A 13064-nucleotide genomic window follows, 5' to 3' on the forward strand; every position below is an offset into this window, starting at 1 on the left:
CGTGCTCAGTCCCACTCCAGGCCGCCGCGTCGCCAGACGTAGGCGTAGGCGACGAAGACGGTGGCGATGAACAGGAGCATCTCGACCAACCCGAAGATCCCCAGGGCGTCGAAGGTCACCGCCCAGGGGTAGAGGAAGACGATCTCGATGTCGAAGACGATGAAGAGCATCGCCGTCAGGTAGTACTTGATCGGGAACCGACCGCCGCCCACGGGCTGCGGGGTCGGCTCGATGCCGCACTCGTACGCCTCCAACTTGGCCCGGTTGTAGCGCTTGGGGCCGGTGAGTGAGGCCATCACGACGGAACCGACCGCGAACGCCGCCGCGATGGCACCGAGTACGAGGATCGGCGCGTAGGCATTCATAGCCCCCGCTCCCTCCGTCCAGTCGTCCTTGACTGCAGATCGGAACCGGCAGGTCACGCTGAGGTGAACCCGCGCTCCAGTTCCCGAGATCCACCTCATGTGAGGCAGTTCACAAAGCCTGGAACGAGCGCATCCTATGCCCGGTGGCTTGTGATCTGCGACACGCAGTTCAACGTCATCTTTGTGATCTACGACACCATGTGAATGGTGGCGAATGTGAACATGCCCAGAGTTGTCAGCGCAAAGGAGTCAAATGGTCACAAGTAGTCGCATTTGTCTTTGGAGCAGCTGGTCAGGGGCTGGTTCCTATATCAACTATGCATCGTGGATGGCAAATTTCTGGGCGGCAGGTTGACGTGTTATGGGGGCTCACTCGGAGGGGTGGTGGGGGGATGAACGCTTGCTTGACCCTTCGTTCACAAGTGCGCGAAGTTGTCGTGGGGGTTTCCCTCCCCCTCCCCCTCCCCCCACCCGCCCGCCGCCCGCCGCCCGCGCCAGGGTTGCCCACCTGCTGCCGGTGTCACCCTGCGCTGGGCCGGCCGGTCCCAGCGCGGAGCTGCGGCGCGCTCGCAGCTCCGGCAGCCTATGGGCGCCTGGGGGCCCGCCCTCGCCCTCCTCCTCCGCCGTCCACCTCCGCCACCACCGCTTACGCGGCTCTGCCTCCCGTTGCGGGCAGGCCCAACTTCTCGGTGCGGCCCTCAAATCCCCGGGCCCGCCTCCGCCTCCGCCCTTGCCTCCCTTTCGTTCTCGGGCTCACCCTTGCGCGGGCCGCCTCCACTGATCCGCTCCCGCCCTGTGGGCCAGGCATCGGCTACCGGTTGCCGACCGCCTGTTCCCACACCCAGGCCGCGACGCCCACCCGGTTACGGGCGCCGAGCTTGCGCTGGATGTTGGCGAGGTGGTTCTTCACGGTTCCCGGTGAGATGAAGAGCCCGGCACCGATCTCGGCGTTGGTCGCTCCGTCGGCCACCAGCTCAGCGATCTCCCTTTCTCTCTCGGTCAGTTCCTCCACCGGGCCCGCTATCAACGGGCCCGGCACGCCTGTCGCGGCCGGCCCGGACGCCGGGTTGGATCCCGGCAACGCCATGTGCTGCAGCAGCCGGACCGTGATCTGTGGACTGATCAACGCGTCCCCGGCCATCGCCGCCCGGATCGCCTCGATCAGCAGTACCGGCCCCGAACGCTTCAGCAGGAAGCCCGCCGCACCGTGCCGCAAGGCCGTGTGCACGTACTCGTCCAGGTCGAAGGTGGTCACCACGATCACCTTGCACTGGTCGGCCAGCTGCCGCGTGACCTCCAGGCCGTCGAGCTTCGGCATCCGGATGTCTGCGAGCACCACGTCCGGCCGCAGCCTTTTCGCTTCCTGAACCGCTGCGGCGCCGTCCGCCGACTCGGCCACCACCGTCATGTCCGGCTGGACGTCCAGGATCATCCGGAACGCGCTGCGGACATCGGCCTGGTCGTCGGCGATCAGGATCCGAATCGGCCTTGCGTTGCTGCTCATCTGCTCTTCTCCCCTGCGTCCGCACTGGTCCTCATCGGGGTCTCCGGCCGCTCCGGTTCCTCCCGCTCCGCCAACGGCAGCCTCGCTGTCACCCGCCAGGCCTCCTGCTCGTGCGCACCTGCCTCGAACGTGCCACCCAGAGCCTCCACACGCGCCGCCAGCCCTGGCAATCCGCTGCCGCCGCCGCGGCGGGGGCGGCCGATCAGACCCGGCGCCCGGCCGTCGTTCGTCACGGTCAGCTCCAGCCACTCACCGGCGCAGCGAGCCCGGATGTCGATCCGGCGGGCGCCCCGGGCGTGCCGGCGAACGTTGGTCAGCGCCTCGACGACGATTCGGTGGACCGTCCTGCCGACCTCTCGCGGAACCGACTGGTCCGGCAGCTCCAGCTGGACCTCGGCGCCGCCTGCAGCGGTGAACTGCTCGGCCACCTCAGCCAGTTCGGCGAGACCAGGCTGTGGGCTGCGACCGCCGGCCTCCTCGCTGCGAAGCAGCTGCACGGTCCGGTCCAGCGAGGCCAGCGCCCGCTGCCCTGCCTGCTCTATCCGCTCGAACATCTCGGCCGCCCGTGCCGGGTCGATGGCGGCCAGGTACGCCCCCGCCTGGGCCTGGGCGACCATGCCGCTGACGTCGTGCGCCACGAAGTCGTGGAGGTCGTGGGCCAGTTCGATCCGCTGCGCTCGTCTGGCCTCGACCACCGCCCTGTTGCGCCCCTCGTCCAGGCCTCGGAGGTAGAGCCCGACCAGAACGGCCGGCACTGAGAGCATCGAGCCGAACCCGAAGACCGTCAGTATGTCCCCGGGCCCGTCGACGATCGCGAAGCGGGACAGCCAGAGCGCGACCGCTCCGCACGCCGTCCAGACCGCCGCCGCGCACCGCGGGCCGTCCTCCGTACGCAGGCTGATGACCACCGACAGCGCCAGGACGCCCACTTCGACCAGGCCCAGCAGCCCGGCCCAGCGGTTGCCCTCAGCCCAGCGGCCGAGGAGCCAGACGGCGACCGTCACCACGAGCGACGCGGCCCCGAGCACCAGGGTCACGGCCGCCGCCCCGTGCCGCCGACGCGCCGCCCAGGCCGGCAGCGCCAGGACCAGGACGGCCCCGGACAGGATCTGAGTCATCGCCACCACCTCTCCTCGACTCTTCGGATGCCGTCACATTACGACGCCGCGCAGACGGAAGGCCTGTGCCGATCGGCATATTTCACAGGCCGGTTGAGCAGGAGGAACAGCCCGATCGGCATCTGCCGGCATCGTCTCGGGGGCGCCAGTCTTGAGTCATCGGATCGGCCACCGGGACCGCCCGGGATAGGAGTTCAACACCATGTCCAAGCTCATGATCAAGGCCGGGATCACGTACCGCCCGACCCCCACCGCTCCTGCCGGCGCCGTCCCGCCGGCGCCGCGCTGGGCCGAACTGGCCGCCAAGACCGCCGCCTTGAGCACCGTCCCCTCCGGAGTGTGGCGGATCGTCTTCGGCTTCGGCGTCCCGGTCGGCTTCACCGGCGCGACGGCTGCGGCCTACAACGCGCACCAGCCGGGTTGGGGAACGGTCTACTGCGTGGTGTTGAGCATCCTGACCGAGGCGCTGGCCTTCCTGACTGTGGGTCTGGTCCGGCCCTGGGGGCTGGTGGTGCCCCGGTGGATCCCGCTGATCGGCGGCCACCGGGTCCAGCCGCTCGCCGCGATCGTCCCGGCCGTGCTGGGCTCGGTGATACTCACCGTCCTCGGCATGGAGGGTCTGTTCGGCCGCTGGGCCCACAACCTGGCCCAGCCGGATTCGCCGCGCGGCTTCAGCGCCCTGGTGATGACCCTCGCCTACCTGCCCCTGGTCGCCTGGGGGCCGCTGCTCGGCGTGGTCACCGTCGACTACGCCCGTCGGACGCTGTGGCACCGCCGGTGACGAAGGCGACGGGTCACACCGGGGCCGCCTCCGGGCTCGATCCCACCACGTCGAGCTCACTCTCACGCTCCTCATCGCCCTCGGCCGGGCGTGGTGTGGGGGCGGTCCGCCGGCCCCACTCGGTCGCGACCAGCACCAGGGCTCCGCCGAGCAAGGCGAGCGGGCCCATCCGGTTGCCGGCGACGGTGATGCCGAAGACGGCGGCCCACAGGGGTTCGGTACCGAGCAACAGGCTCACCCGGGACGGCGAGGTCGCCCGGACGGCCCACATCTGAACGAAGAAGGCGAAGAGCGTGCAGAACAAGGACAGGTGCAGCAGCCAGGCCCACTGGCCGGCTCCGTACGAAAGCGCGACGGCCCACGGCGCGGGCCCGCCGGCGAGTGCGACGACCGCGAACACTGCGGTGGCGACGGCGAGCTGGACCCAGGTGACGGCGAGCATGTCGGTGTCGCGTACGGCCCGGGCGCGGGCCATCGCGAGGACGTACCCGGAGCGGACGAGGGCGGCGCCCAGCACCAGTAGGTCACCGAGCGTCGGAGGGCGCAGTCCGCCGTCGCCGGTGAGGAGGGCGACGCCGAGGACGGCCAGACCGGCCGCCGCAAGGAAGGCCCGTGGTGGCGCGGTCCTGCTGAGGGCGCTCTCGCCGAGCGGGGTGAGGACCATGGCGAGGCTGATGATCAGCCCGGCGTTGGTTGCGGAGGTGTGCACGGCGCCGTAGGTCTCCAGCAGGAAGATCCCGCTGAGGACCAGGCCCAGTGCGGCGCCGCCGAGCCACTCGGCGCGACTCAGCTTCCGCAGGGCCCGCCAGGCGGTGAGCCCGAGCAACGGCAGCACCACCCCGAAGCGCAACACGAGCATCGCCACGACCGTCCCGGGCTCGGCCACCCGTTGGACGGCGAGGAAGCTCGACCCCCAGACCACTGCCACGAGCAGGACCGGCAGATCACGAAGAACCGATGATGACGAGGACAGGGAGGCACGCATGAGGAGGATCCCTCCGAGCGAACGGAACCGGCGGGTGCGAGGACCGTACGGCGTCGGACGGACCCGGGAGCTGGGCGTGTGGCTCAGCGGCGGACGGGGTGAGGGATGGAGCAAGGGGGCGCCATCTTCGCGCACCGGGCCGCCGGTGATCAATGCCCCTGCCGGGTGCTGCCGGCGGGTCAGGAGGCGAGCACGCCGTTCGTCTCGGCGATGGCCTCGATGTCGGCTGGGGTGCCGGACATGATCGCGCGGACGTGCTCGGTGACGAGCTCGACCGGCCAGTCCCACCAGGCGGCGCGGAGCAGGCGTTCGATGTCGGCGTCGTCGAAGCGGCGCCGGATCGGGCGGGCGGGATTGCCGCCGACGATCGTGTAGGGCTCGACGTCGGCGGTCACCACCGCACCGGCCGCGATGATCGCTCCGTCGCCGATCCTGACACTGGGCAGGACGGTGGCACCGAATCCGAACCAGACGTCGTTGCCGACCACGGTGTCACCCCGGCTGGGGAGACCTGTGACGATGTCGAGGGTCTGCTCGGTCCAGCTGCCGCCGAACATCGTGAAGGGGAAGGTGGACACGCCGATGGTCGGGTGGGCGGCCCCGGCCATCAGGAAGCGGGTTCCGGTGGCGATCGCACAGTACTTGCCGATCACCAGCCGTTCGGGGCCGTACGCGTAGAGGACGTTGCGCTCCTCGAAGCGGGTGGCTCCGTCAGGGCCGTCGAAGTAGGTGTATTCGCCGACCTCGATCCTCGGGTCGGTGACCAGCGGGCGCAGCAGGACCACTCGGTCGTGGCCGGCGAGCGGGTGGAGGGCGGTCGGGTCGGGGATGGCGATGGCGGTCACATGAGCTCCTCTCGTAATGCGACTCCAGTCGCATTACGATGATCATGGCACGATCGCCACGCCACAGCAAGTCTTAATGCGACTGGAGTCGACTTTGAGCGAGCCCACCCACCCCGATCAGCAGCCCCGCACACCGACCCCGCGCCCCGGCGGCCGAAGCGCCCGGGTCCGTACGAACGTGGTCGCCGCCACGCTCGCCGAGGTCACGGAGAAGGGCTACGACGGACTCACCGCCGAGGCGGTCGCGGCCCGGTCCGGCGTCCACAAGGCGACCCTCTACCGCCGGTGGGGCGGGATCGACGGCCTGGTCGCGGACGCCTTGACCGCCTCGGCCGACCAGCCCTGGCCGCTGCCCGACACCGGAGACCTCCAGGAGGACCTCCGCCGCATCACCCAGGAGGTGTTCGACGTCTTCACCGACCCCGAGCAGAGCCCCACGCCCATCGCGCTGATCTCCGCCGCCCAGCGCTCCGACGTCGGCGCGGCAGCTCTCCGCGACTTCTTCGCGGCCCGCCACCACCAGGCCGCCGAGGTCGCCGAACGGGCAGTCGCTCGCGGCGAGTTGCCCGTCGGAACGGACGGCGCCGAGGTGGTCAGCGCCGCCACCGCCCCGCTCTACTACCGACTGTTCGTCACCGGTGAACCGCTGGACGCCCGCACCGCCGAGCGGGCCGCCGACGCCGCCACCCTGGCCGCCCGCGCCGGGCTGTTCATGACCACCTCGACCACCCCGACCGACCCGGAGCCCGGCACCACACCGGCCACCCCCACCCCGTAGGGCCCGGCGCCCACCGCGCCCTCACCCACAGCCCACCCGTCAGGCCGCCCCATCCCGATCCCGCCCACCGATCAACCACGCCCCGAAGAGGAACTGACCATCCATCACCACCCCTTCAGCCAAAGGAGCCCCCGCCGCCCCGCCCCCTACCGGAGACCCACCCGGCCGTGGATGATTCCTCCATGACAAGCACGCCGTCCACCACCCCCCGGAAGGCCCGTCACGTGAAGCGCAAGCACTGGGCGCTGGTCGCCGCCGCCACCGCCCTCCCGCTCGCGGCGAGCACCGGCACGGCCGTCGCGGCCCCCTCCGGCGCTGCCCCGGCCCAGAGCGCGGCCTGCACCTACACACCCGCCGTCCCGGCCGACAACTTCAAGGGCATCCCGGTCTTCGACGCCGAGAAGGCCGCCCGCCCCTACCGCGCGACCCTGCGAACCAACCAGGGCCCGATCGCCTTCGAGGCACTCACCGACAAGGCGCCCTGCACCACCTTCTCGTTCCGCTTCCTGGCCGAGCACGACTACTTCGACCGCAGCCACTGCCACCGCCTCACGACCCAGCGGATCTACGTCCTGCAGTGCGGCGACCCGACCGGAACGGGCAGCGGCGGTCCGGGCTACTCCTTCCCGGACGAGAACCTGACCGGCGCCACCTACCCGGCCGGCACCGTGGCGATGGCCAACGCCGGTCCGAACACCAACGGCAGCCAGTTCTTCATCGTCTGGAAGGACACCAAGCTCTCCCCCGCCTACACCCCGTTCGGCCGGGTCACGGCCGGCCTGGACGTCCTGCAGAAGATCGCCGCCGTCGGCGAGGACGACCAGAACGGCCCCGGCGACGGCTACCCCAACGTCCCCGTGAACATCCGCCACGTGAAGATCAGCAAGCACTGACCAGCCGGCCGAACGTCCCAGCCGACCGAACACCAACCGGCAGTCAGTCAACCGTCCCGGTCGGCCGAACCACAACCGCCGGGCGGGCCGGCCGAACCACAACCACCGGGCGAGCCGGCCGGGCGGACCCGGCCGGCCCAGCCCCCGTGGCCGCTCCCGTACGGTGGCAGCACCAACGACACCGCAGGGAGCAGCACCGCATGGACAGCCGGATCTGGGAGAGCGTCGACCACCTGGTCGCATGGCTGGACGAGCACAGCACGCAGTCACCGCAGGAAGAACGTCTGCTGCGGCTCCTCAAACTCTCCGAGGAGGTCGGCGAGGTCGGCGCGGCGGTGATCGGCGCCACCGGTCAGAACCCGCGCAAGGGCGTCACCCACTCCTGGGAGGACGTCCAGCACGAGCTCTGCGACGTCGTCTTCAGCGCCCTCGTCGCCCTGCGGACGCTCACCCCCGACGCGGCGCGGGTGTTCGCCGAACGCCTGGCCTACGTCGAACAGCGCTCCGCCGCCTCCCGGCACCCGGTCGACGGGCCCGAGGAGACGGCGGAGGCCGAAGCCTGAGGTCACGCCTCAGGACACGCCTCAGGACAAACCTGAGGACAGGCCTGAAGACGAACCCGCGGACAGGCGTGGGGCAAACGCCCAAACCAGGCGTCAGGCGTTGGGCGCGACCTTCGCCAGCCCGTTGATCACGCGGTCCATCGCGTCGCCGCCCTTCGGGTCGGTGAGGTTGGCGAGCAGCTTCAGGGTGAAGCGCATCAGCAGCGGCCGGGGCAGGCCGTGCTGGGCGGCGAGCTGCATCACCTTGGGGTTGCCGATGAGCTTCACGAAGGCGCGGCCGAGCGTGTAGTAGCCGCCGTACACCTCCTTGAGGATGCGCGGGTAGGCCTGCAGGGCGCGCTCGCGGCCGCCGTCGGTGAGGCGGGCGTGGGCCTGCACGATGACGCCGGCGGCGATCTGGCCGGATTCCATCGCGTAGGCGATGCCCTCGCCGTTGAACGGGTTGACCATGCCGCCGGCGTCGCCGACGAGCAGCAGGCCGCGGGTGTAGTGCGGCTGCCGGTTGAAGGCCATCGGCAGCGCGGCGCCGCGGATCGGCTCGGTCATGTTCTCGGGGGTGTAGCCCCACTCCTCGGGCATGCCGGCGCACCAGGCCTTGAGCACCTCGCGCCAGTCGAGTTCGCCGAAGGCGGGCGAGGAGTTGAGGATGCCGAGGCCGACGTTGGAGGTGCCGTCACCCATGCCGAAGACCCAGCCGTAGCCGGGCAGCAGCTTGCGCTGGCCGCCGCGGGTGTCCCACAGCTCCAGCCAGGACTCCAGGTAGTCGTCGTCGTGGCGCGGCGAGTTGAAGTAGGTGCGGTAGGCGACGCCCATCGGGCGGTCCTCGCGGCGGTGCAGGCCCATGGCGAGCGAGAGCCGGGTGGAGTTGCCGTCGGCGGCGACCACCAGCGGGGCCCGGAAGGTGACCGGCCGCTTCTCGTCGCCGAGCTTGGCGGTGACGCCGACGATGCGGCCGGTGCGGTCGTCCAGGACCGGCCCGCTGACGTTGCAGCGCTCGTAGAGCCGGGCGCCGGCCTTCTCGGCCTGACGGGCCAGCAGCTCGTCGAAGTCGGCGCGCTTGCGGACCAGGCCGTAGTCCGGGAAGGAGGCCAGCTCCGGCCAGTCCAGCTCGAGCCGGACGCCGCCGCCGATGATGCGCAGGCCCTTGTTGTGCAGCCAGCCGTTCTCGGTGGAGACGTCGATGCCCATGTCCACCAGCTGCTTGGTGGCGCGCGGGGTCAGGCCGTCGCCGCAGACCTTCTCGCGCGGGAAGGCGGTCTTCTCCAGCAGCAGGACGTCCAGCCCGGCCTGGGCGAGGTAGTACGCGGTCGTGGAGCCGGCCGGCCCCGCGCCGACCACGATGACGTCGGCGGTGCTCTCGACCGTGCTGTCCGGCTTCGTCAGATCGGCTGCGGTCTCGGACACGTGGACACACTCCTGGAGCTGCGGCGGGGGATGGCGGCTTTTGTCTCCGGCAGTCTAGTTCCGCTCACCCCGACGGAAACGCCCGCGCCCCGACGGGAACACCTCACCGCGGGCGCCCCGCCGGGGCAGGGACACCGCCCGCCGCCCGGCTACGCCGACTTGTACCCGCGGTGCAGCGCGACGATCCCGCCGGTCAGGTTCCGCCAGGCGACCTTCGACCAGCCGCTCTCCTGCATCCGGGCGGCGAGCGAGGGCTGGTCCGGCCAGACCCGGATGGACTCGGCGAGGTAGACGTACGCGTCCGGGTTGCTGCTGACGGCGGTCGCGACCGGCGGCAGCGCGCGCATCAGGTACTCGGTGTACACGGTCCGGAACGGCGTCCAGGTCGGCGTGGAGAACTCGCAGATCACCAGCTTGCCGCCGGGCTTGGTGACCCGGTGCATCTCGCGCAGCGCCGCGTCGGTCTCCTGGACGTTGCGCAGCGCGAAGGAGATCGTCACCGAGTCGAAGGTGTCGTCCGCGAACGGCAGCCGGGTGGCGTCCCCGGCGGTGAGCGGCAGCTCGGGGTGACGGCGCTTGCCCTCGGTGAGCATGCCGACCGAGAAGTCGCACGGGACGACCTTGGCCCCGGCCTCGACGAAGGGCAGCGAGGAGGTGCCGGTGCCGGCCCCGAGGTCGAGCACGAGGTCCCCCGGTCCGGCGGCCACCGCCTCGGCCACCGCGCGGCGCCAGGCGCGGGCCTGGCCGAGGGAGAGCACGTCGTTGGTGAGGTCGTACTTGGCCGCGACGTCGTCGAACATGGCGGCGACTTCGTGCGGCTGCTTGTCCAGGGAGGCTCGGGTCACGCCCCCATTCTTCACCCTGTGACGGACGCCCCGACCAACGGGGCTCACCGGGGCGCCCCAGGGCGGTCCACCCGGGGAGCCGCGAAGGCCGCCCGCCCCGCCCCCGTCAGAACACGCCCCGGTCAGAACACTCAGTGCGCTCCCCGTCGTCCGCCCGCGCGGCGGCGGCGCCGGGAGCGCTTGCCCTGGGTTATCGCGGGCATCCCCTCGGCCAGCGCCCCGGTCGCCAGCGCGAGGTTGGCGGCGAGCCGCCCCTGCCCACTGCGGACCGCCAGGGCCCGCCGGTGGCGCCGGATGCGCAGCACGCAGATCACGAACAGCACGACGGCGACCGGCACGCTGAACCGGGCCAGCCCCACGCCGACCGGCTGGGGGTAGGTGTCACCGCAGATCCGCACCGCGCCCGGGTCGTCGGCCGCGTGTTCCAGGCAGACCGCGTCGCCGACCTTGGCGCCGTCGGCGAGCGGCAGCGCGGCCGCGGTGTGCGGCTGGCCGCTCACCTTGTAGCTGACGGCGCTGTACGTGCCGCCGCCGGTGGGCAGCTGGGTGACGACGCCCTCGACTCTCACCGGGTGGGCCGCGATCCGGTCGGCCTGGTCGGCCTGGCGCCAACCGAGCAGGCACATCCCGACGGCCAGCACGGCGCTGAGCACGGCGGCGAGGTACCAACCACGGCCCAACCGCGGGGATCGCGGCGGGGGGACGGTCGCGGTTCGCATGGTTCCTGTCCTGGCTTGCCTCCGGGGCCGGGGACGCGGCCCCGCCGCCCGCGGGCACGGGCGGTGGTGTGGTGAGGGTACGGAGTGAGCTGTCCGGGATCGTATCCGCTGGCGGGCCCTCAGGTCACGGCGAAGGAGCAATCACCCCCCTGGGCGGGCACGGCAGTTCGGGTGCACACGAAGGAAGTGCCGTACGCGGCAAGGCAATCCGACTACTGACGAGTACGTCACATCGACCACGTCGGTCAGGTCCACCCGCCCACTCCGGAGGCCGGCCATGGGTCAGCCGGAGGTCACCGCCGCCGGTACACCAACCGCCCGCCCAGCACGGTCGCCAGGCACCCGCCGGCCGCCGGCCGCACCCCACCCCCGGCCCCGCTCCCATCCCCGTCCGCGACCGGGAACACCGCGAAGTCCGCCCGCCCACCGGCCGCCACCCGCCCGTGCACGGCCGACGCCAACGGCAGCACTTCCAGCGGATCCAACACCGCCGCCGCGCCGCCCTCCGCCCCCGGCGGCGCCGCCACCCCCGAACGCGCGACCGCCGTCCGTACCGAGGCCCGTTCGAACGGCCCGGCCACCGCCGTCACCCCGAACCCGAGCATCCGCTGCAGCCCGCGCCGCGCACTCGCCCCGTACCGGGTCTCGTCGGTGCACCCCACCAGCCCGTCCGCCACCGGCTCGACGCCGATCTCCTCGCGCGGGTCCGGGTGGTAGTCCCGCTCCAACAGCCGCTGCCCCCAGGGGTTGCGCAGCCCGGGCGTGAGCACGGCCGTACCCCAGTCCCGCACCCGTGCCGACGGATGCGCCGCCGCCAGCTCCCCGTACGGCCCGACGGCCTCGACCAGTTCGCCGCGCACCACCACCGCCCCGTCGGCGTAGGACGGGGCGGTGGGGTCGGCCGGGTCGGGCAGCACGAGGGCCGCCCGGTGGAGGGTCAGCACCGATTCGGTCTCAGCAGGTCAGCGGATCAGCGGATCAGCAGGTCAGCGGGTCAGCAGGTCGGCAAGGGGACCGGCAGGCTCAGTTGTCCAGGATCTTCAGCTCGGGGTGCGCCGTGCCGCCCTCGATCGCCGTGGAGGCGATGTGCGAGGCGACCCGCGGGTCGACCGGGTCGTTCGCCGGGTCGTCCAGCACCCGCAGGTGCTCGTACGTGGTCGAGCGCTGCGCCGGGACGCGGTCGGCGGCGCGGATGAGGTGGATCAGCTCGGTCAGGTTGGAGCGGTGCTTGGCACCGGCCGCCGAGACGACGTTCTCCTCCAGCATCACGGAGCCGAGGTCGTCCGCGCCGTAGTGCAGCGACAGCTGGCCCGCTTCCTTGCCGGTGGTGAGCCAGGAGCCCTGGATGTGGGCGACGTTGTCGAGGAACAGGCGGGCGATCGCGATCATCCGCAGGTACTCGAAGACGGTGGCCTGGGTCGAGCCCTTCAGGTGGTTGTTCTGCGGCTGATAGGTGTACGGGATGAAGGCGCGGAAGCCGCCGGTGCGGTCCTGCACGTCGCGGATCATCCGCAGGTGCTCGATCCGCTCGGCGTTGGTCTCGCCGGTGCCCATCAGCATGGTGGAGGTGGACTCCACGCCGAGGCGGTGCGCGGCCTCCATGATCTCCAGCCAGCGCTCGCCGGACTCCTTGAGCGGGGCGATCGCCTTGCGCGGCCGCTCCGGGAGCAGCTCGGCGCCGGCGCCGGCGAAGGAGTCCAGGCCCGCCTTGTGGATCCGGGTGATGGCCTCCTCGATGGAGACGCCCGAGATCCGGGACATGTGCTCGACCTCGGAGGCGCCCAGCGAGTGGATCACCAGCTGCGGGAAGTCGGCCTTGATCGCCGAGAACGCGCGCTCGTAGTACTCCACGCCGTAGTCCGGGTGGTGGCCGCCCTGGAACATGATCTGGGTGCCGCCCAGCTCGACCGTCTCGGCGCAGCGGCGCAGGATCTCGTCGAGCTCGCGGGACCAGCCCTTGTCGCTCTTCGGCGGCACGTAGAAGGCGCAGAACTTGCACGCCGTCACGCACACGTTGGTGTAGTTGATGTTGCGCTCGATGATGTACGTCGCGATGTGCTCGGTACCCGCGTAGCGGCGGCGGCGCACCGCGTCGGCGGCGGAGCCGAGCGCGTGCAGCGGCGCGGAGCGGTAGAGCTCCAGCGCCTCCTCCGGGGTGATCCGGCCACCGGCGGCGGCCCGGTCGAGCACGGCCTGCAGGTCGGTGCTGGACGCATCGAGGGTGGTCGCTGCGAGCTCGGTCACCTGACGGCCTTCTCTCTCTC

The 13064-nt window shown here is 71.5% G+C and carries 14 protein-coding genes; 4 read left to right on the top strand and 10 right to left on the bottom strand.

Annotated features, from left to right (window positions below; translation table 11 throughout):
• Positions 1 to 5 precede the first annotated feature (5 nt).
• The 3 genes from ACWCYO_RS15985 to ACWCYO_RS15995 all read right to left on the bottom strand — a co-directional run bounded on the left by ACWCYO_RS15985 (position 6) and on the right by ACWCYO_RS15995 (position 2987).
• Positions 6 to 365 (bottom strand): NADH-quinone oxidoreductase subunit A, encoded by a 360-nt coding sequence (locus ACWCYO_RS15985; protein WP_030060100.1) that lies wholly within the window; start codon positions 363 to 365, stop codon positions 6 to 8.
• 811 nt (positions 366 to 1176) lie between these two features.
• Positions 1177 to 1869: a response regulator gene (locus ACWCYO_RS15990; protein WP_449784545.1), complete on the bottom strand. Its 693-nt coding sequence runs from the start codon at positions 1867 to 1869 to the stop codon at positions 1177 to 1179.
• Positions 1866 to 2987 (bottom strand): sensor histidine kinase, encoded by a 1122-nt coding sequence (locus ACWCYO_RS15995; RefSeq protein WP_449784546.1) that lies wholly within the window; start codon positions 2985 to 2987, stop codon positions 1866 to 1868. Before ACWCYO_RS15995 ends, ACWCYO_RS15990 begins: the two co-directional genes overlap by 4 nt.
• A gap of 202 nt (positions 2988 to 3189) precedes the next feature.
• Between ACWCYO_RS15995 and ACWCYO_RS16000 the strand changes: the two genes are divergently transcribed.
• Entirely contained in the window at positions 3190 to 3768 is a 579-nt protein-coding gene (locus tag ACWCYO_RS16000) for a hypothetical protein (protein ID WP_270144791.1), read from the top strand.
• 13 nt (positions 3769 to 3781) lie between these two features.
• Here the strand turns inward: ACWCYO_RS16000 and ACWCYO_RS16005 are convergent, their stop codons facing one another.
• Complete coding sequence (locus tag ACWCYO_RS16005; RefSeq protein ID WP_449784547.1) at positions 3782 to 4753, bottom strand: DMT family transporter; 972 nt, start codon at positions 4751 to 4753, stop codon at positions 3782 to 3784.
• Positions 4754 to 4932: 179 nt separating this feature from the next.
• Positions 4933 to 5589 carry a CatB-related O-acetyltransferase gene (locus tag ACWCYO_RS16010; RefSeq protein WP_449784571.1) on the bottom strand — a complete coding sequence of 219 codons (657 nt, stop codon included), beginning with the start codon at positions 5587 to 5589 and terminating at the stop codon, positions 4933 to 4935.
• Positions 5590 to 5692: 103 nt separating this feature from the next.
• On the opposite strand from ACWCYO_RS16010, the gene ACWCYO_RS16015 reads away from it, so the two are divergent.
• The 3 genes from ACWCYO_RS16015 (at position 5693) to ACWCYO_RS16025 (ending at position 7832) form a co-directional block, all read left to right on the top strand.
• On the top strand, positions 5693 to 6376 hold the full coding sequence (locus ACWCYO_RS16015; RefSeq protein WP_449784548.1) for a TetR/AcrR family transcriptional regulator: 684 nt from the start codon (positions 5693 to 5695) through the stop codon (positions 6374 to 6376).
• Between the two features lie 182 nt (positions 6377 to 6558).
• On the top strand, positions 6559 to 7269 hold the full coding sequence (locus ACWCYO_RS16020) for a peptidylprolyl isomerase (protein ID WP_449784549.1): 711 nt from the start codon (positions 6559 to 6561) through the stop codon (positions 7267 to 7269).
• A 200-nt stretch (positions 7270 to 7469) separates the two neighbouring features.
• Entirely contained in the window at positions 7470 to 7832 is a 363-nt protein-coding gene (locus ACWCYO_RS16025) for a MazG-like family protein (RefSeq protein ID WP_270144798.1), read from the top strand.
• A 93-nt stretch (positions 7833 to 7925) separates the two neighbouring features.
• Here the strand turns inward: ACWCYO_RS16025 and ACWCYO_RS16030 are convergent, their stop codons facing one another.
• From ACWCYO_RS16030 to mqnC, 5 genes are all read right to left on the bottom strand, one after another.
• A complete protein-coding gene (locus ACWCYO_RS16030; protein ID WP_270151057.1) occupies positions 7926 to 9215 on the bottom strand; it encodes a geranylgeranyl reductase family protein in 1290 nt (429 codons plus the stop codon).
• A 170-nt stretch (positions 9216 to 9385) separates the two neighbouring features.
• Complete coding sequence (locus ACWCYO_RS16035; RefSeq protein ID WP_270144800.1) at positions 9386 to 10081, bottom strand: demethylmenaquinone methyltransferase; 696 nt, start codon at positions 10079 to 10081, stop codon at positions 9386 to 9388.
• A 131-nt stretch (positions 10082 to 10212) separates the two neighbouring features.
• Positions 10213 to 10800: a hypothetical protein gene (locus ACWCYO_RS16040; protein ID WP_270144802.1), complete on the bottom strand. Its 588-nt coding sequence runs from the start codon at positions 10798 to 10800 to the stop codon at positions 10213 to 10215.
• A 293-nt stretch (positions 10801 to 11093) separates the two neighbouring features.
• The gene (locus tag ACWCYO_RS16045; RefSeq protein WP_270144804.1) at positions 11094 to 11744 is read right to left on the bottom strand and encodes an amidohydrolase family protein; all 651 of its coding nucleotides are present in this window, start codon (positions 11742 to 11744) and stop codon (positions 11094 to 11096) included.
• Positions 11745 to 11823: 79 nt separating this feature from the next.
• Positions 11824 to 13044 carry a cyclic dehypoxanthinyl futalosine synthase gene (gene mqnC, locus ACWCYO_RS16050; protein ID WP_449784550.1) on the bottom strand — a complete coding sequence of 407 codons (1221 nt, stop codon included), beginning with the start codon at positions 13042 to 13044 and terminating at the stop codon, positions 11824 to 11826.
• Positions 13045 to 13064 lie beyond the last annotated feature (20 nt).

This window comes from Kitasatospora sp. NPDC001683 (genome assembly GCF_053596495.1).